Raw genomic sequence first — 20008 nt, 5'->3', positions numbered from 1 at the left:
GCAAAAATATCTGGCGGAGCGGCGCAGGCTGTGATAGAATAACGACAGAAAAAGCGAGGTATGGGAGGTAAGGATGTCACAGCTTACGGAAAAAGCGATAGAAAAATCGTTCGTTAAACTTTTGAAGGAAGTTCCTTTCGATAAAATTACGGTAAAGGATATTGTGGAGGACTGCGGGATCAACCGCAACACCTTCTACTATCACTATGAGGATATTTTTGACCTGCTCCACAGGGTGTTTGAGAAGCGGGCGGCGGAGGTGCTCGCGGAGGGCATCGCCCAAAATGACTGGCAGGAGAGCTTTCTGCGCTGCACACTGTATGCGCTGGAAAACCGCAAGGAGATCTACCACATTTATAATTCCATCGACCGCCGCCAGCTTGAGCATTTTTTGTACCAGGTGGCGGGCGATATTATGCTGTCCTATGTGCGCGCACAGGCGGAGCGCATAAAGGCGCCTGCGGATGATATCGTGATGATCGCGGATTTCTACAAATGCGCGCTGGTCGGCATCGTGCTGGAATGGCTTGACGATGGTATGAAGCTGGAGCCGGAGGAATTTATCAGGCGCATCGGGTATCTGCAGGAGGGCAGCATCGCCCGGATGCTCGCGAGGGCGGCGCAGGAAGCGTAGGTCCTTTAGACAAATCTTTGTCCATGCACAAAAACTGTGCATGGATTTTTTTCTGCCCATAGAAAAAACGCCGGGTGTCTGGCATATTAACGAACAGAAAGTCCGCGATCATGTGGGAACGGTCTCATGGCGTGCTCTTGCCTGGTGACCGGACTTTTACAGCAAAGAGGGAAGGAAGTAGATAGTATGTTGAAGATGGGAGAGAAGATCGTGAAGTATCGTGTTCCGATTTTCGTTCTCAGCCTGCTGCTTTTGATACCTTCGGCGATCGGTTATATCAATACCAGGATTAATTACGATATCCTATATTATCTGCCGGACAGTATCGAAACCATGCAGGGACAGGATATTCTGGCGGAGCAGTTCGGGACGGGCGCTTACTCCATGTTTCTGTGCGAGGGCATGGAAAATAAGGACGTCGCGGAGCTGAAAAAGAAGCTGGAGCAGGTAGACCACGTAGAGAAGGTGGTATGGTATGACAGCATCCTCGATCTGAGCATTCCGATGGAAATGCTGCCGGATAAGGTGCTGGAGATTTTTAACAAAGACGACACCACCATGATGTTTCTTATTTTTGATACGACGACTTCGGCGGACGAGACCATGGAGGCGATCCGCGAGATCCGCAGCATTGCCGGAAAGCAGTGCTTTTTAAGCGGAATGTCGGCGATCGTCACGGATACCAAGGATCTGTCGGACAGCGAGGTTGTGATCTATGTTGTCATTGCCGTGCTGCTCTCGGCGATCGTGCTGGCGGTAACGATGGACTCCTTTTTCATTCCGGTGGTTTTCCTGCTTGGGATCGGAATGGCGATCGTATACAACCTTGGCAGCAACATTTTCCTGGGAGAGATCTCCTATATCACCAAAGCGCTGACAGCGGTGCTGCAGCTCGGCGTGACGATGGATTATTCCATCTTCCTCTGGCACAGCTACCAGGAGCAGCTCGGCGTGTTTGAGGACCGCAAAGAGGCGATGGCGCACGCGATCGAAAAGACCTTCAAATCGGTGGCGGGCAGCTCGCTGACGACGGTGGCAGGTTTTATCGCACTGTGCTTTATGAGCTTTACGCTCGGTCTTGATCTGGGAATCGTCATGGCAAAGGGCGTTGTGATCGGCGTGCTTTGCTGCGTCACGGTGCTTCCGTCCATGATCATGATTTTTGACAAAGTGCTGGAAAAAACAAAGCATCGCGCATTTCTGCCCGAGCTGCCGAAGCTCTCGGATTTTATTATCCGGTATTACCGCGTTTTTGCAGTGCTGCTCGCCGTGCTGATCCTTCCGGCGGCATACTGCCAGAACCACACGCCGGTATATTACAATCTGGATGCCTCGCTGCCGGAGGAGCTTCCGAGCATCCAGGCGAACAATAAGCTGCAGGAGAAATTTGAGATGGGTGCACTGCACATGCTCCTTATTGACAGCAGCCTGCCGTCGAAGCAGGTGCATGAGATGATGGAGGAGATGGAGCAGGTGGACGGCGTAAAGGGCGTGCTCGGTCTGGAAACGCTGGTCGGCAGCCGTATCCCAGAAAGCATGATCCCGGATTCTATTAAGGAAATCCTGGAGAATGAAAATTACGAGCTGATGCTGGTAAACAACGAATATAAGGTTGCCACGGATGAGGTGAACGCGCAGATCGAGGAGCTGAACACGATCCTGAAAAAGTACGATCCGAACGGGATGCTGGTCGGGGAGGCGCCCTGCACGAAGGATCTGATCACCATTACCGATCAGGATTTCAAGGTTGTCAGCGCAATATCCATACTGGCGGTGTTTGTGATCATCTGCGTGGTGTTCCGGTCGCTGTTTCTGCCGGTCCTGCTGGTGGCGGTGATCGAATTTGCGATATTCATCAACCTTGGTATCCCGTATCTGACGGGGACACAGCTTCCGTTTATCGCGTCCATCGTGATCGGAACCATCCAGCTGGGTGCGACCGTCGACTACGCGATCCTGATGACGAGCCGTTATGAGAAGGAGCGCAGCGGCGGGCTTGGCAAAAAAGAGGCGATCCGGATCGCACACCGGTCCAGCATGAAATCCATTATCGTCAGCGCGATCAGCTTCTTTGCGGCGACGTTCGGCGTTGGCATGTACTCCAACATCGACATGATCAGTTCGCTCTGTTCGCTGATGGCGCGCGGCGCACTGATCAGCATGGTGGTCGTGCTTTGCATGCTGCCGGCGATGTTTATGATATTCGACAAAGTAATCTGCAAAACAAGCAAGGGCTTTAAGGGGGCAAAATAATATGAACAGAAACCGTAAACTGACAAAATCGATCGCTGCTGCGATGGCGGGCATGATGCTGGCGGGACAGACCGCCGCCGGAGTATATGCGGCGGAGAGTGCGGAAACAGAGACGACGGAAAAGGTGAACATAACCGCAACGGAAAATGCAGCGGGTACATCGGCGGAAAAAGAGGAAACGGTCTACGTGAAATCATCGGCGACCGGCGCGCCGGACGAGGTGATCGTCAGCGCCTGGCTGAAAAATACGGACGCCGCCGATACGCTGACCGACGTGACCGACCTGCAGGATATCGAGAACGTAAAAGGCGAGGAAACCTTCTCGCAGAACGGCTCCGAGGTGGTCTGGAATGCGGACGGCAAGGACATTTATTACCAGGGAACGACCGACCGTGAGCTGCCGGTGGAGGTGCAGATTTCCTATTATCTGGATGGAAAGGAGATCTCACCGGAGGAGCTTGCCGGAAAGGACGGTCATGTGCGCATCCGTTTTACTTATGTAAATCGTGAAAAGAGCGGGGAGGTTTACACACCGTTTGCGATGGTGACGGGTATGGTGCTTCCGTCCGAACATTTCTCGAATGTGACGGTGGAGCATGGACGCCTGGTATCCGACGGCGAAAAGGAAATGGTCATCGGCATGGGCTTTCCGGGCGTTGCCGACAGTCTGAACCTGGAGGGGAAAGAGAATCTGGAGGAAATTGAGATCCCTGATTATTTTGAGATGGAAGCGGACGTTACAGATTTCGAACTGTCTATGACAATGACGGCGGCGACCAATCTGGATCTCGCAAAGTTTGGTCTGGACGATATTAAAAATCTGGACGATCTGGAGGATGCTGTAAAAGAGCTGGAGGACGCAGCGAATCAGCTTACTGACGGCAGCGGCGAGCTGGCGGACGGCGTGAAGGAGCTGCGGGATTCCTGCGTGGAGCTGATCGACGGCATGAATGAAATTGATGAGAATATGGGAACGCTGGCGGATGGGATTCATACGCTGAACGACAAAAAGGGTGACCTGGTGGACGGCATCAATACACTGGTTGCCGGAATTGATACCTTAAACAGTAAGAAGGGCGATCTGATTTCCGGCGTTGACAGCCTGGTTGCCGGCATCGACCAGATGGACGCGAATAAGGGCGCGCTGGTTTCCGGCGTGTATGCGCTGCAGAGCGGGAGCAGTCAGCTTGCAGGGGGCAGCAGGTCGCTGCAGCAGGGGATCAAACAGTATACTGACGGGGCGGCTTCCTTAAAGAGCGGCACGGACGCCTACGTGGACGGCGCGGCGACGCTGGCGGACGGTGCGGGCGCTTATGCGGACGGCGCGGGCACACTTGCCTCCGGGGTGTCCGCTTACGTGGATGGAGCGGGAACACTTGCCTCCGGGGCGTCAGCTTACGTGGATGGAACAGCGACACTTATTTCGGGCATGAACAGTTATGTGAACGGAACGAATACATTGATCGCGGGTACAAAGACCTATGTGGACGGCGCGAAGGAATTTGCACAGGGAACGGACGCTTATATTGCCGGAGCGGACCAGCTTGCAGGCGGAGCGGCCGCATTAAATGAGCAGGTGCAGGCGCTCGCAGAGCAGCTTGGCGGAGCGCTGCAGAATCCGGGCGAAGATCTCCAGGCGGCAGCAGGGGCGATCGATACCTGTATCGCAGCTCTGGATGCGTCTATCGCAGGCAATCAGTCAGTGCTGGGAACGCTGCAGGGAGTGCAGGGAAATCTGCCGGGCAGCCTGCCGCCGGCACTTGGCGGTTATGCGGATACCTACAATGCTTATGTGGGACAGTTGAATGACAGCATTGCAGAACTTCAGACAGACATTGCTTACCAGAGCCAGGCAAGGGAGGCGCTGGCGCAGATTAAAACAGCGCTTTCCAACGTTTCGGGAGCGGAAGGAATCGATATCAGCGGAGCAATTGCGCAGCTTACAGCAGCCACGCAGCAGCTCGCAGATGGAGCAGCAGCGCTCACGGCAAACGATGAGGCTTTGCAGGAGGGAAGCAGGAAGCTTACGGAAAATGCGAACACATTGCTTGCGGGCGGACAGCAGCTTGCGCAGAGCAGTGTACTTCTGACCGCAGGAGCGGAGCAGCTTACAGACAAAGGAACGGAACTGAAAGCAGGAGCGACGCAGCTTACAAAAAAGGGCGCCGAGCTGAAAGCAGGAGCGGCGCAGCTTACGAAAAAGGGCGCCGAGCTGAAAGCGGGAGCGACACAGATTACAGACAAAGGCGCCGAGCTGAAGGCAGGAGCGGCGCAGCTTACCGGAAAGAGCAGGGAATTAAAGAGCGGAGCCGCGCAGGTAAGTGCGGGAGCCGCGCAGCTCGCAGATGGCAGCGCACAGCTTTCTTCCGGGGCAGGTACGCTTAGCAGCGGCATCGGACAGCTGGCAGACGGCGGACATCAGCTTTCCTCCGGGGCGGCAGCGCTTGGAAGCGGCATCGGACAGCTTGCGGACGGCGGCGCACAGCTCACCTCCGGAGCGGCACAGTTTGCAGACGGTATTGTGCAGCTTGCAGACGGCAGCACGCAGCTGAAAGACGGAACGGCGAAGCTTGCCGAGGCGGGGGTTCAGCTTGATGAGGGTACCGGAGAACTGCTTGACGGAGCGGAGGAGCTTGCGGATGGTATGCAGGAATTTAAAGAAGAGGGCATTGACAAGATCACCGAAGCCCTGGAGGACGACCTGCAGGAGTTCTTAGACCGTCTCGAAGAGATGAAGGACGCCGGGGAAAGCTACAAGAGCTTCGGCGGCGAGGCGGAAAACGGCAGCGTTAAATTTATCATTGAGACAGCAGGTATCGAATAAAACGATATCATCTATGCCCGGCGGAAAATTTCCGCCGGGCATTTTGCCGCCCTTGCAAAAAAATGGCAATGATTATATAATGATGGTGCCGGGATTTCGGAGGTGTGAGATACGAAGAAATCCGTGGCATCATGAAGGATACAGAGAAAAGGAATTTGGAGGTTTGCAGATGTTTCGCAGTTTACCGCAATATGATGTAGTGAAAACGGAAGAGATCGCCGATGTGAAATCCACCGGCACGCTGCTGCGCCACCGCAAGAGCGGCGCGCGCATTCTTCTTCTGGAAAATAATGATGAAAATAAAGTATTTGGGATCGGTTTCCGCACGCCGCCCGCGGACAGCACGGGCGTGGCGCATATTCTGGAGCACAGCGTGCTTTGCGGAAGTGAGAAATTCCCGTCAAAGGATCCGTTCGTGGAGCTGGCAAAGGGTTCGCTGAACACCTTTTTAAACGCAATGACGTTTTCGGACAAGACGGTGTACCCGATTGCGAGCTGCAATCTGCAGGATTTTTGCAATCTGATGCAGGTATATATGGACGCGGTGTTGTTCCCGAACATTTATCAGAAGGAAGAAATCTTCCGCCAGGAGGGCTGGAGCTATATCCTGGAAAATCCGGAGGACGAGCTGACGTACAACGGCGTGGTATACAATGAGATGAAGGGCGCGTTTTCCTCGCCGGACGATATGCTGGATCGCGAGATCATGAACTCGCTGTTTCCGGACACGCCCTACGGCGTGGAGTCGGGCGGCGATCCGAAGGTGATTCCGGAGCTGAAATACTCCGATTTTCTCTCCTTCCACAGCCGGTACTATCACCCGTCGAACTGCTATATCTATCTCTACGGCGATCTGGATATGGAGGAGCGGCTTGCCTGGCTCGACAGCGAATATCTGAGCAGATACGATGCGATGGAGATCGACTCGGCGATCCCGCTGCAGAAGCCGTTTGAAAAAATGGCGGAGCACACCTTTGCATACCCGGTTTCCAGTGCCGAGGAAGAAACAGACAATACGTACCTGGCATGGAATGTGGTGGCGGGCGAGGCTTCCGACGTGAACCTTTCCTATGCGATGGCAGTGCTGGAATACGTGCTGCTCTCCGCGCCGGGCGCACCGCTGAAGCAGGCGCTTCTCGACGCGGGCATCGGCAAGGATATTGAAGGCGGCTACGACGGCGGCATCCTGCAGCCGGTGTTTTCCGTAGTGGCAAAGTTTGCAAATGCAGAGGATAAGGAAAAATTTCTTACGGTCATCCGTGAGACGCTGCAGAAGCTGGCTGCGGAGGGACTGGAGAAGAAAGCGCTGCTTGCGGCGATCAACAATCTGGAATTTAAATTCCGCGAGGCGGATTACGGCAATTTCCCGCGCGGTCTGATGTACGGTCTTGACACCTTCGACAGCTGGCTCTACGATGACAATGCGCCGTTTGATTATCTGAAGCAGCTTGAGGTCTGCCGCTTCTTAAAGGAACAGACAGAGGGACGCTATTTTGAGGAGCTGATACAGACCTTCCTCATCGATAACACGCACGCATCCATCCTGGTGATGGTGCCGGAGCGGGGACTTACCGCGAAGGAGGATGAGCGTGTGCGCCAAAAACTGGCGCAGTACAAGGCTTCCCTGTCTGAAGAGCAGATCGCGGAGCTGGTAGAGCGCACAAAGAAGCTGCGCGCATTCCAGGAGACGCCGTCCACGCAGGAGGAACTGGAGAAAATTCCGCTGCTGAAGCTTTCGGACATCGGAAAAAAGGCGGCGCCGATCTATAATAAGGAAGAAGTGGTGAATGGTACGCCGCTGGTGCATCATGAGATCGACACCAACGGCATCGCCTACATTGATCTTTTGTTTGATACGGCAAAGGTGCCGGAGGAACAGGTGGAATACCTTGGCGTTCTGAAGGGCATCCTTGGCATGGTGGACACGGAGCATTACAGCTACCGCGAGCTCAGCAACGAGATCGACATTCATTCCGGCGGGATCTATCCGTCGGTGGACGCCTTCGCTGACGCGGCGCATCCGGGAAACTACTGTGCGAAATTCGGGATAAAGGCGAAGGTGCTCTACTCTGAGCTGGATTTTGCCTTTGATATGATGGAAGAGATCCTGCTGACATCGAAGCTGACGGATGAGAAGCGCCTCTATGAGATCATCGCACGCATGAAATCGCGTCTGCAGATGCGCCTGACCTCCGCCGGACACCAGACGGCGGCAAACCGCGCGATGTCCTATTTCTCCGGTACGGCGGCGTTCAATGACCGCGTGGCGGGCATCACATTATACAAAACGGTGGAGCTTCTGGAGGAGCAGTTTGCCGAAAAGAAGGACGGGCTGGTGTGCATCCTCACGAATCTGATCCGGGAGCTGTTCCGGAAAGAAAACCTGCTGGTGAGCGTGACTGCCGAACCCGAGGTTATGGATAAGGTGCGGGAGCGCATCCGTCTGCTGCAGAAGAAGCTTAAGGAAGCCGGAAATGCAGGAATGGAAACGGATACAGTGCCGGGAAGCAGAGACGCGGCAGGATCGCACGGACTGGCGGCGCCGCTTGGAAGGAAGAACGAGGGCTTTGCGACCTCGTCGCAGATACAGTATGTGGCGGCGGCAGGCAATTTCTGCAGAGCCGGCTATACCTACACGGGCGCGCTGCGCATTTTAAAGACGATCATGGCATATGAATATCTGTGGGTGAATATCCGCGTGCAGGGCGGGGCTTACGGCTGCATGAGCGGCTACGGGCGCACAGGAGACACGTATTTCGTGTCCTACCGCGATCCGAACCTTGGCAGAACGCTGCAGGTATACGAGGGCATCACAGATTATTTAAAGAATTTCAGCGTCAGCGACCGCGATATGACGAAATATATTATCGGAACGATGAGCGAGGTGGACACGCCGCTGAATCCGCAGGCAAAGGGGGCGCGCTCCCTGGCGGCATATCTTGGAAATGTCACGCAGCAGGATCTGCAGCGTGAGCGCGACGAGATTTTAAGCGCGACGCCGGGCAGTATCCGGGCGCTCGCTCCGCTTGTTGAGGCGGCGCTGCAGGAAAAATATATCTGCGTTATCGGAAACGGAGAGAAGATCAAAGAAGAAAAAGAACTGTTCTGCGAGATAAAACCGCTGATCGGACAGGGAGAATGTGAATGAAGCTTGATTTAAACGAATTGAAAAATACCGGAAGCACAAAATCGGGGTTCGTGACGCTCATCGGGCGTCCGAACGTCGGCAAATCCACGCTGATGAATCATCTGATCGGGCAGAAGATCGCGATCACCTCGCGCAAGCCGCAGACGACGAGAAACCGCATCCAGACGGTCTACACCTGCGAGCGGGGACAGATCGTGTTTCTGGATACGCCGGGCATCCACAAGGCAAAAAACAAGCTCGGCGAGTATATGGTGAACGTTGCTGAGCGCACATTAAGCGAGGTCGATGTGATCCTCTGGCTGGTGGAGCCGTCTACCTTTATCGGCGCGGGCGAGCAGCATATTGTGCAGCAGCTTAAAAAGACGAAGACGCCGGTGGTGCTGATCATTAATAAAATAGATACGGTACAGAAAACAGAGGTGGCGAAGTTTATCGACGCCTACCGGAAAATCTATGACTTTGCGGATATCATCGCGGTGTCCGCGCTGCGCGCACAGAATCTGGACGAGGTTATCAACGCGATCTTCCGGTACCTGCCCTATGGACCGATGTTTTACGACGAGGACACGATCACTGACCAGCCGCAGCGCCAGATCGTCGCGGAAATGATACGCGAGAAAGCGCTGCGCTGCCTAGACGAGGAGATTCCACACGGCATTGCGGTGGCGATCGACCGCATGACGGAGCGCGGGGATGGCGGTCTGTTTGACATTGACGCGACGATCATCTGCGAGCGCGATTCACACAAGGGCATCATTATCGGAAAGGGCGGGGCAATGCTGAAAAAAATCGGTTCCGCCGCCCGCGTGGACATTGAGAATATGCTGGAGACGAAGGTAAACCTGAAGCTCTGGGTGAAGGTGAAAAAGGACTGGCGGGACAGCGATTTTCTGATCAAGAATTTCGGCTACGATAAAAAGGAAATCTGAAAGCGGGCGTAAGATGAGTGAGAAACTGGAACTGACAGGGATGGTGCTCTCCGCCGTTCCCATCGGGGAATATGACAAGCGGATCGTGCTTCTGACGAAGGAGCGCGGAAAGATCAGCGGATTTGCCAAGGGGGCGCGGCGGCAGAACAGCCCGCTGCTTGCGGCGGCAAAGCCGTTTTCCTTCGGGACTTTCGAGTGCTACGAGGGGCGCAGCTCCTACAACATCTACCAGGCGCAGATCAGTAATTATTTTGAGAAGCTTTCCATGGATTTCGAGGGGGCGTACTACGGGATGTATTTCCTGGAGTTTGCGGATTATTATGCGCGGGAAAACAATGATGAGAAGGAGCTTTTAAAGCTTCTGTACGCTTCCCTGCGCGCACTGGAAAATCCGCATCTTCCGAAAAAGCTGGTGCGGTACGTCTTTGAGCTGAAGGCGATGGTGATAAACGGCGAATACCCGGAGGTTTTCTGCTGCACGGTCTGCGGGAGCACGGAGCATCTGACGGGATACAGTCATGCGGGAAACGGTGTGGTCTGCGCAGACTGTATGCGCGAGGCGCGCGCGGAAAAACTGCTGGAATCCACCATATTTACGATGCAGTATGTCGTCGCGACGCCGGTGGAAAAACTGTATACCTTCACGGTTTCCGACGGGGTCCTCGATGAATTTTCGCGCATCCAGGAGCGTTTTCGGAAAACATACGTTGACAGGAAATTCAAAACGCTGGAGATTTTGGAAAGTTTGCAGATTTAGAGTTGAAAATGAGGGATAATGTTAGTATAATCATTTATGAATGACTTTGGGAGGATAAATGAATGAAAAAGGGGTGCGTTACAGGTCTTGTGCTGTGTCTGGGGCTGTTCCTGACGGGCTGCAGCAGCTTTTCACCGGCAGTCAGCGGCATTTCTATAGACAAAAAGGGCGCCGTTACAGAGTATGTCCGCGAGGATTTCAGCCAGAGCTACTACGACAAAGGGGAGATGGAGGAGGAGCTTGGCGCTGAGATCAAAAGCTACAACGAAGCTGTCGGAACGAAGGCGGTAAAGAAACAGAGTCTCAGTGTAAAGGAAGGCATTGCGCAGCTTCGCATGACATACGCGAGCACAAAGGACTACGCAGAATTCAATCATCTGGATTTTTACGCCGGAGACATCCAGGGAGCAGTGCAGGCCGGCTATGCCTTTGAGGGAAAGTTTGCGGAGGTGACCGACGGAGTGAAGGCGCAGGAGGCGCTGGTGTGGGGGTCCGCTATCATGACCGGCCAAAATTATCAGACGGTCGCGCTGCGGCAGGCAATGCTGGTCGAGGTGCCGGGGACGATCAGATACGTCAGTGAAAATGTAAAGGTGACGGACAAATCCACGGCGGTCATTGAGGAAAACGAAACGGCGTACATTTTATATGAATGAGGAGAATGATTTATGGAAAAGACAATGGAAAAAATCGTAGCGCTTGCAAAGTCAAGAGGCTTTGTCTATCCGGGCAGCGAGATCTACGGCGGTCTGGCGAACACCTGGGATTACGGCAACCTTGGCGTGGAGCTGAAAAATAACGTAAAGCGCGCATGGTGGCAGAAATTCATCCAGGAAAATCCGTACAATGTCGGTGTGGACTGCGCGATCCTGATGAACCCGCAGACCTGGGTGGCTTCCGGACATCTCGGCGGTTTTTCTGATCCGCTGATGGACTGCAAGGAGTGCCACGAGCGTTTCCGTGCTGATAAGATCATAGAAGATTTCTGTGCAGAGAAAGGCATTGCGCTGGAGGGCAGCGTGGATGCCTGGACGCAGGAGCAGATGAAGAATTTCATTGATGAGCACAATGTTCCGTGCCCGACCTGCGGAAAGCACAATTTTACCGATATCCGTCAGTTTAATCTGATGTTCAAGACCTTCCAGGGCGTAACGGAGGATGCGAAAAATACGGTTTATTTAAGACCGGAGACGGCGCAGGGTATTTTTGTAAACTTCAAGAACGTGCAGCGTACCTCCCGCAAGAAGATCCCGTTCGGCATCGGTCAGATCGGAAAATCCTTCCGCAACGAGATCACGCCGGGCAATTTTACCTTCCGTACCAGAGAGTTTGAGCAGATGGAGCTGGAGTTTTTCTGCGAGCCGGATACCGACCTGGAGTGGTTTGCGTACTGGAAGCAGTTCTGCCTCGACTGGCTGCACAACCTCGGCCTGAAGGATGACGAGGTGCGTTACCGTGATCACGAGAAGGAGGAGCTGAGCTTCTACAGCAAGGCGACCACCGACGTGGAATTCCTGTTCCCGTTCGGCTGGGGCGAGCTCTGGGGCATTGCAGACCGCACGGATTACGACCTTACCCAGCACCAGAATGTATCCGGACAGGATCTTACGTACTTTGACGATCAGAAAAACTGGAAATATGTGCCGTACGTTATCGAGCCGTCGCTGGGCGCGGACCGTATGGTGCTTGCGTTCCTTTGCAGCGCATATGACGAGGAAAACATCGGAACGGAGGAAAAGCCGGATATGCGCACCGTGCTGCATTTCCATCCGGTGCTCGCTCCGGTGAAGATCGGCGTGCTGCCGCTCTCCAAGAAGCTCAATGAGGGCGCGGAGAAGATTTTTGCGCAGCTCTCGAAGAAATACAACTGCGAGTTTGACGACCGCGGAAACATCGGAAAGCGTTACCGCCGCCAGGATGAAATCGGCACGCCGTTCTGCGTGACCTACGATTTCGAATCCGAGACAGACGGGGCAGTTACCGTCCGCGACCGCGACACCATGGAGCAGGTTCGCGTGAAGATCGACGAGCTGGAAGCATACTTCGCGGATAAATTTACGTTTTAATGATGAAAAATTTATGGTAGCGTGCGCCAGTCTGCCCTAAGCAGCCTGCGCGCTCAATATAAAAACATTTTAGGAGGAAACATTCATGAAAGGTAATATTGTAGTAGGACAGTCCGGCGGACCGACAGCGGTCATTAACTCCAGTCTCGCTGGTGTTGTCAGCAAAGCAAGAGAGCTTGGCGTAAAGAAGATTTACGGTATGCATCACGGCATCCAGGGCTTCCTCAATGAAGATCTGGTAGACATGGGCGAGTACATTAAAGAGGACAAGGACATCGAGCTGTTAAAGAGAACGCCGTCCGCATTCCTTGGCTCCTGCCGTTACAAGCTGCCGAAGATCGAGGGCAACGAGGAAGTCTATGACAAGATTTTTGCGATCCTGGAAAAATATGACATCGAGTGCCTGTTCTACATTGGCGGAAACGATTCTATGGACACCATCAAAATGCTGTCTGATTACGCAGCTCTGAAGGGCAAAACACAGAGATTCATGGGCGTTCCGAAGACCATCGACAACGACCTTCCGATCACGGATCACTGCCCGGGCTACGGCTCCGCAGCAAAATATATCGCAACTTCTCTGAAGGAAGTTATCCGCGACAACGCAAGCTTTGGTATCGAAAAACCGACCGTTCTGATCTGCGAGATCATGGGACGTCATGCAGGCTGGCTGACAGCAGCGGCAGCGCTGTCCAGAGACGAGGACTGCGAAGGTCCGGATATGATCTACCTGCCGGAAAGAACCTTTGACTACGACGATTTCCTTGCAAGAATCAAGGATCTCTCCGTGAAGAAGAGCTCTGTAGTGGTAGCTGTTTCTGAGGGCGTGAAGCTGGCTGACGGACGTTTCGTATGCGAGCTGGGCGGCGGCTCTGATTTTGTAGACGCATTCGGACACAAGCAGCTTTCCGGCTGTGCGGTAACACTGGCAAACAAGGTTGCGGCAGATACCGGTCTGAAGACCCGTGCGATTGAATTCTCCACTCTGCAGAGAGCGGCAACACACGTTGCTTCCCTGAACGATATCAACGAGGCATTCAACGTTGGTTATCTGGCATGCAAGGCGGCTGACGAAGGTCAGACAGGTATGATGATCACCATTGATGTGAAAGAGAGAAGCCCGTACCAGGTAGGATACGGCATCTACGACATCCATCAGATCGCAAACGTAGAGCGTCCGGTTCCGGATGAGTGGATTTCTGAGGACGGCACCGACGTTCTGGAAGGCTACGTTGAGTATGCGCGTCCGCTGATCCTCGGCGAGCTTACTCCGCTGATGGTAAACGGTGTTCCGAAGCATCTGGTACTGAGCAGAGATAGCTATCGCAAATAAAATAATAAGAGAATCATGATGAAAAGGGGGCTGCTGCGGCAGCCTCTTTTTTAATTGTTGATTAAAACACAAAAATTAAAATAATTAACAGAAATTTATACAATTTAATAGCTAATAAAAATTTATTTCGAAAATATTCAAAAATAGTGTTGACAAATAGAAGAGGCTGTGGTATTATAACTTCAACAACAACAAATACCTGTTAAGTGACGAGAAAGCTTAATAAAATATTTGAAAGTTGTTAAATAAGCGAAAGGAGGTCAGTCCAATGGACACAGCAGTCTCATTTAATATTCAATATGATAGTGGCAAAGCAGATGTATCCTGCGGAAACGACCTTTATATCTGAACCGATTAGAATCGAATATATCGAGCTTGACCGAAGAACAAAAACGGATTACAGATCATAAAGCACCTGTTTTTCATATTGAATACAGATTCGGAAACCGAAAAAATTTATCAGCGTTTGAAACAGAAGATAGATAAAGCAGAAGATTATACAATATCAGAAAACAGAAAAAATCGGAAGAAGAACAGCCGCTGGTAAATAAAAAGTGAAAGAAATAAAGGCAGCCACGTAAAACGATCATACATAGATAGCAGGATGAAAAAAGCTTCGGTTAAATACAATATAGACGACGATGAAAAAATAAAATATGGAAAATAGCAAGACCGTTATCAGGTGCGATAGCGGTCTTGTTTGATTTTCACGCAAAACTTAAAAAGAAATTGATATTGCTAAATTTTGGTGCTATAATAATTTTGGATTAGTTACAACTAACCTCTGGCATATTTTTGCTATATAAGTGCAGAGAAATCTGCTCAAAGTAAAGAAGGAAGGTTACCCATGAATCCTGCCATTATTTTTATTGAAATTATCATAATGCTTCTGGTGTTCGGGTTTTTCGTGTTTGGATTGCTCTGTATTAGTCCGCTGACCTTTATCAGCGACTATCCGCCGGAGATCCAGGAGGTATATTACCGGACGCAGCATAAAGAAGTGACAAAGAAAAAGCTTACCTGGGCGATGAAGATCAAGAAGCTTGTCGCTCTGATCGCATTTATGTTTCTCTTTGCGTGGATGCTGCATCTGGCAGGAGCGAAAAACTTTGTGGAGGGGCTGCTGCTATCCTATGTGTATATCCTTTGCCTGTTCGCCTGGGACACCTTTTTTCTGGACTGGGTGCTGTTTGCCAATATGAAGCGGATCCGTCTCCCCGGCACAGAGCACATGGAAAAGGAATACCATCAGAAATGGTTCCATGTGAAGGTGTGCATCCCAATGATTCCGGTTTTCGCGGCGGGAGGAGCGTTCAGCTCGCTGCTCATGATCTTGATTTGGTAGAAACTCCCAATCTGTTTTGGAACCTCTGTGCTGTGGAGCTGATGGAGCGGTTGAACTGCGATTTCCGGGAGTATGCGAAAAGAGGCGTAAACGTTACTTTGGTTGTGAAGCGGGGAATTACCATTGTCGGCAATCCCATAATTGCGGCTGCCATTGCCGGGGTACGCTGGCGGGAGAGTATCCGGAACAGTTTTCATAGGCGGCGCACCAGAGGTCACTGGAAAAGGAGAAGCTATGAAAGACAACGAATTGAAATTTGACCGCACTTGCCATGTGCTCTATTCCAAACCGTGTAAAAAGCAAATACAATCCCAAATTGCCCTGCACTATCCGGAAGAGGCGCGGGAATCTGTCTGGGAACAGGTGCAGCGGCAATATGTGAGTTTCCTTTCCGACTGGCGTACCGATCTCGGCGGCAGGAAAAACTTTCATAACGGTGTGGGCGGTACCTATGACTGCATTGCGCTGATGGCCTACTATACGATCTGCAAAGATGTGACAAGTCTTGCTGAAATAGAAAAGATGGAGGGTGAACTGTTTTTACCATCGTTCCGTATCCTCTCCAGGTTCGTGGACTGTAATAAGCCGCTGTTTAAAAAGCTGATGTATAAGGCTTTTGCAAGCTCAAAATGCAAGTGTGACCAGTGGGGCGACTATCAGATGTCCGTTGCTCCTTACGATGGGAACAGACCCATCTATTATGAATTTACCTCCTGCCCTGTGGCAGAGTTCGCTAAACAGCACGGCCTGCTGGAGGTCATGCCTGCACTCTGCAACCCGGATTATGCGGCCATGGAACTGATCCACGCAAGGCTGGTGCGCAAGACGACCTGTGCAAACGGCTTCAAATGCGACTACGCCATCTGCGGGGACAAAGAGCCGTATGCTAAAGAACATCCGGAATATCGGGACGAGGCGGGATACAGAAGAAACTGAGTCCTCTGTGACATTCTCTGTGTGTGTATGTAATGTATATTTAAAAGTGCTTGACTTTTCCGGAAATCTATGATATTCTCTCTAAGACTGCCGAAGACAGCAGGTGCCGTGAGGCATAAGGGTTAAAACGCCTGCCGAGGAGTAAAGAATTTCGATAGAAATGATTTATGAACCTCTCTGTCATGCAGGGAGGTTTTTTGGCGGTACACAAACGAATAAGGAGGTGCACCATTCATGGCAAAAGTGGAACAGAAGAAGCCGATCGTAGCCGAGATCAGTGAACACATCAAAGATGCGCAGTCAGTGGTTCTGGTTACTTACAGCGGAATCAATGTAGAGCAGGACACCGCTCTTCGTAAAGAGATGAGAGAAGCTGGCGTTGTTTACAAAGTGTACAAGAACACAATGATGAATTTTGCGTTCAAGGGCACAGATTGCGAACCGCTTACCAATCATCTGGAAGGACCAAATGCTGTTGCTATCTGTAAGACAGACGCAACCGCTCCGATCAGGATCGTTGCAAAATATGCAAAGACCGTTCCGTCTCTGAAGCTGATCGCAGGTGTTGTTGAGGGCGGATACTATGACGAGAAGGGCATCCAGGCGCTGGCAGACGTTCCGTCAAGAGAAGTACTGCTTGGAAGACTGCTTGGCAGTATGCAGTCGCCGATTGCAAACTTTGCTCGTGTTATTAAGCAGATTGCAGAAAAAGAAGCAGAAGCATAAGTCCGGAGAGGCTTATCTGTAAAACCAATTTAAAATAAAAAATGGAGGAAAATAAAAATGGCAAAATTAACAACTGCTGAATTTATTGAGGCAATTAAAGAGTTAAGCGTATTAGAGCTGAACGAACTGGTAAAAGCTTGTGAGGAAGAGTTTGGCGTATCTGCAGCAGCAGGCGTTGTTGTAGCAGCAGCAGGCCCGGCAGAAGCTGAGGAAGAAAAGACAGAATTCGACGTAGAGCTGACAGAGGTTGGCCCGAACAAGGTTAAGGTTATCAAGGTTGTTCGTGAAGCAACAGGTCTTGGTCTGAAGGAAGCAAAAGAAGTTGTAGACGGCGCTCCGAAGGTTGTAAAGGAAGCAGCTTCCAAGGCAGAAGCAGAAGAGCTGAAGACAAAGCTCGAAGCAGAAGGCGCAAAGGTTACTCTGAAATAAGAGAAACAGGTATAAAAAAGATAAGGGCCGGTGCATTGCATCGGCTCTTTTTTTATGCTAAACTGTAATCATAAGACAAGAAAAAGGGGGAATTTGAAAATGGCTACACCACATAATGCTGCAAATCCGGGCGATATCGCCGAGACGATCCTGCTTCCGGGCGATCCGCTGCGCGCGAAAGTGATCGCGGAGACGTTCCTGGAGGACATCGTACAGTTTAACAGTGTGCGAAATATGTTTGGATACACAGGAACCTATAAGGGAAAGAAGGTGTCTGTGATGGGCACAGGCATGGGCTGCGCCTCCATCGGCATCTACAGCCACGAGCTGATCCATTTTTACGGGGTGAAGAACCTGATCCGTGTAGGTTCCTGCGGCTCTATCGGAAAGGACATTCAGCTTGGCGAGATCATCATGGCGCAGGGCGCATGTACGGACAGCAACTATGCGCATCAGTACCAGCTTCCGGGAACCATGTGCGCGATTGCGGATTACGAGCTTTTAAAAACAGCGCAGGAAGCGGCGGCGGAGTTCGGCTATCCGTACCGTGTCGGCAACATTCTTTCCTCGGATAATTTCTACACGGAGACACCGGAGTGGAAGCAATGGGCAAAGATGGGCGTCCTTTCCATCGAAATGGAGAGCTTTGCACTGTACTGCAACGCGGCGCGCGCGGGGGTGAAAGCGCTCGGCATCTTCACGGTTTCTGATTCTATCGTAAACGGCGAGGAGCTGGATGCAGAGGCTCGTCAGAACGGCTTCACCAATATGATGCAGGTGGCTTTGGAGACGGCGGTAAGGATTTAGCTTATTATGGACGGAGAACAGAGACGAAAAGAAATCATAAAGCTTCTGGAGACGGGGATCGAACCCGTCTCCGGTGCTTCACTGGCGAAACAGTTCGGAGTCAGCCGCCAGGTGATCGTGCAGGATATCGCGCTTCTGCGCGCAACGGACAAAAATATTTTATCCACCAACAAGGGCTATCTGATTTACGGACAGCAGCATAAAAGCAAATGCAAGCGGATCGTGGCGGTAAAGCATACGGACGCGCAGATGCGGGATGAGCTGTATACGATGGTGGACGCGGGAGCGCGCGTGCTGGATGTGGTGGTGGAGCATGATGTCTACGGGCAGATAACTGCGGATCTGATGATCGCATCGCGCAGAGACGTGGATGAGTTTATCACGAAGATTTTTGCAAATGAGGCAAAGCCCCTGAAGGAGCTGACGCACGACGCGCATTTTCACACACTGGAGGCGGAAAATGAGGCGATTCTTGACGAAGCGGAAAAAAGATTAAAAGAAAAAGGATATTTACTTGATTTTGCCTGAGAGTTGTAGTATGATTGCCAGGTGACATACAGGTGACAAGACACTTGACAATACAACGAGGAGGCAGTTATGAAGGTATTTACAAAATGGTTAAACCGTGTGTTCATTGATGGGTTAAGCGGCATGGCACACGGTCTTTTTGCGACACTGATCGTCGGCACGATCATTCAGCAGATCGGCACGCTGGTGGGCGGCGATATCGGAAACACGATTTTCCTGATCGGCAAGGTTGCCGCGGCACTTACCGGCGCAGGCATCGGTGTTGGCGTGGCGAGCAAATATAAGGAAAGCCCGCTGGTAATCCTGTCGGCGGCGACGGCGGGAATGGTAGGAGCATTTGCCGGAAAGCTGATGGCAGGGCAGGTGCTTGTGGACGGCGTGATGCAGTTTTCGGGTCCGGGCGAACCGCTCGGCGCTTTTATCGGGGCGTACATAGCAATTGAGGCCGGGCATCTGGTATCCGGAAAAACAAAGGTGGACATTCTGGTGACGCCGCTTGTCAGCATCGGAGCAGGCTCGGCGGTCGGGCTGCTGGTGGGACCGACCATCTCGCAGATCATGACAAGCCTTGGCGCGCTGATCAACTGGGGAACCGAGCAGCAGCCGTTTCTGATGGGCATTGTGGTATCTGTTCTGATGGGCATGATCCTGACGCTTCCAATCAGCTCGGCGGCGCTTGGCGTTATCTTAAACCTTTCCGGGCTGGCGGCAGGCGCGGCGACCATCGGCTGCTGCTGCAACATGGTCGGCTTTGCCGTGGCGAGCTACCGCGAAAATAAAGTAGGCGGTCTGCTGGCGCAGGGCATTGGTACCTCCATGCTCCAGGTGCCGAACATTGTACGGAAGCCGATTATCTGGCTGCCGGCGATCTTATCGAGCGCGATTCTCGGTCCGGTCGGCACAATGCTTCTGAAAATGACGAGCAATGCAACCGGTTCCGGCATGGGAACGGCCGGTCTTGTCGGTCAGATCATGACCTGGCAGGTGATGACGGCGACGGAAGCGCCGGAAATCGTTCTGATTAAGATTCTGGCGATCCAGATCATCCTTCCGGCGCTGGTAACGCTTGCTATTTCCGAAGCGATGCGCAAATGGGGCTGGATCAAACCGGGCGATATGAAACTGGATCTGTAAATAATATAAGTGCTTTGCAAGAGCGGCTGCAGAAAAATGCAGCCGTTTTATGCGCTTTAAAATCCCCAGATTTTTTTTAAAATCTCCCGGATTTTTTTTTAAAATCTCCCGGATTTTTTTTTAAAATCTCCCGGATTTTTTTGTTGACACCCTTTCTGG

General features: G+C 52.1%; 17 protein-coding genes and 1 other annotated feature. All 17 genes read left to right on the top strand.

Annotation, left to right across the window (positions count from 1 at the left end; all coding sequences use genetic code 11):
• Positions 1 to 73: 73 nt before the first annotated feature.
• The 17 genes from ACLU9Q_RS01360 (at position 74) to ACLU9Q_RS01280 (ending at position 19849) form a co-directional block, all read left to right on the top strand.
• On the top strand, positions 74 to 634 hold the full coding sequence (locus ACLU9Q_RS01360; protein ID WP_296841058.1) for a TetR-like C-terminal domain-containing protein: 561 nt from the start codon (positions 74 to 76) through the stop codon (positions 632 to 634).
• A 186-nt stretch (positions 635 to 820) separates the two neighbouring features.
• Positions 821 to 2887, top strand: a complete 2067-nt coding sequence (locus ACLU9Q_RS01355; RefSeq protein ID WP_296841055.1) for an efflux RND transporter permease subunit — start codon at positions 821 to 823, stop codon at positions 2885 to 2887.
• A 1-nt stretch (position 2888) separates the two neighbouring features.
• Positions 2889 to 5711, top strand: coding sequence for a hypothetical protein (locus ACLU9Q_RS01350; protein WP_296908503.1), 2823 nt, complete (start codon positions 2889 to 2891; stop codon positions 5709 to 5711).
• A gap of 169 nt (positions 5712 to 5880) precedes the next feature.
• Positions 5881 to 8859: an insulinase family protein gene (locus ACLU9Q_RS01345; RefSeq protein WP_296840789.1), complete on the top strand. Its 2979-nt coding sequence runs from the start codon at positions 5881 to 5883 to the stop codon at positions 8857 to 8859.
• A complete protein-coding gene (era, locus tag ACLU9Q_RS01340; RefSeq protein ID WP_296840799.1) occupies positions 8856 to 9788 on the top strand; it encodes a GTPase Era in 933 nt (310 codons plus the stop codon). Before ACLU9Q_RS01345 ends, era begins: the two co-directional genes overlap by 4 nt.
• Before the next feature lie 13 nt (positions 9789 to 9801).
• Positions 9802 to 10545: a DNA repair protein RecO gene (gene recO, locus ACLU9Q_RS01335; RefSeq protein WP_296908501.1), complete on the top strand. Its 744-nt coding sequence runs from the start codon at positions 9802 to 9804 to the stop codon at positions 10543 to 10545.
• Between the two features lie 62 nt (positions 10546 to 10607).
• Entirely contained in the window at positions 10608 to 11201 is a 594-nt protein-coding gene (locus tag ACLU9Q_RS01330; RefSeq protein WP_296836103.1) for a hypothetical protein, read from the top strand.
• Positions 11202 to 11213: 12 nt separating this feature from the next.
• Positions 11214 to 12611, top strand: a complete 1398-nt coding sequence (locus tag ACLU9Q_RS01325; RefSeq protein ID WP_296836100.1) for a glycine--tRNA ligase — start codon at positions 11214 to 11216, stop codon at positions 12609 to 12611.
• A gap of 85 nt (positions 12612 to 12696) precedes the next feature.
• A complete protein-coding gene (locus tag ACLU9Q_RS01320; protein ID WP_006862652.1) occupies positions 12697 to 13944 on the top strand; it encodes a 6-phosphofructokinase in 1248 nt (415 codons plus the stop codon).
• 847 nt (positions 13945 to 14791) lie between these two features.
• Positions 14792 to 15289, top strand: a complete 498-nt coding sequence (locus ACLU9Q_RS01315) for a hypothetical protein (protein ID WP_296836096.1) — start codon at positions 14792 to 14794, stop codon at positions 15287 to 15289.
• A gap of 41 nt (positions 15290 to 15330) precedes the next feature.
• The gene (locus tag ACLU9Q_RS01310) at positions 15331 to 15549 is read left to right on the top strand and encodes a hypothetical protein (RefSeq protein ID WP_296928054.1); all 219 of its coding nucleotides are present in this window, start codon (positions 15331 to 15333) and stop codon (positions 15547 to 15549) included.
• On the top strand, positions 15524 to 16225 hold the full coding sequence (locus ACLU9Q_RS01305) for an L-2-amino-thiazoline-4-carboxylic acid hydrolase (protein ID WP_296836093.1): 702 nt from the start codon (positions 15524 to 15526) through the stop codon (positions 16223 to 16225). The genes ACLU9Q_RS01310 and ACLU9Q_RS01305 overlap by 26 nt, the downstream gene beginning before the upstream one ends.
• A gap of 72 nt (positions 16226 to 16297) precedes the next feature.
• Positions 16298 to 16433: a sequence feature (ribosomal protein L10 leader region), on the top strand.
• Positions 16434 to 16459: 26 nt separating this feature from the next.
• Entirely contained in the window at positions 16460 to 16951 is a 492-nt protein-coding gene (gene rplJ, locus ACLU9Q_RS01300) for a 50S ribosomal protein L10 (RefSeq protein ID WP_296836090.1), read from the top strand.
• Between the two features lie 57 nt (positions 16952 to 17008).
• Complete coding sequence (gene rplL, locus ACLU9Q_RS01295; RefSeq protein ID WP_296836088.1) at positions 17009 to 17380, top strand: 50S ribosomal protein L7/L12; 372 nt, start codon at positions 17009 to 17011, stop codon at positions 17378 to 17380.
• 99 nt (positions 17381 to 17479) lie between these two features.
• The gene (gene deoD / locus ACLU9Q_RS01290) at positions 17480 to 18187 is read left to right on the top strand and encodes a purine-nucleoside phosphorylase (protein WP_296836085.1); all 708 of its coding nucleotides are present in this window, start codon (positions 17480 to 17482) and stop codon (positions 18185 to 18187) included.
• Between the two features lie 6 nt (positions 18188 to 18193).
• A complete protein-coding gene (locus ACLU9Q_RS01285) occupies positions 18194 to 18715 on the top strand; it encodes a transcription repressor NadR (RefSeq protein ID WP_296836081.1) in 522 nt (173 codons plus the stop codon).
• A gap of 69 nt (positions 18716 to 18784) precedes the next feature.
• A complete protein-coding gene (locus ACLU9Q_RS01280) occupies positions 18785 to 19849 on the top strand; it encodes a PTS transporter subunit IIC (RefSeq protein WP_296836078.1) in 1065 nt (354 codons plus the stop codon).
• Positions 19850 to 20008 lie beyond the last annotated feature (159 nt).

It is taken from the genome of Marvinbryantia sp. (assembly GCF_047017445.1).
Taxonomy (GTDB): domain Bacteria; phylum Bacillota; class Clostridia; order Lachnospirales; family Lachnospiraceae; genus Marvinbryantia.
Note: the sequence above shows the minus strand (reverse complement) of the source record. Positions and strands in the feature narration are given on the sequence as shown.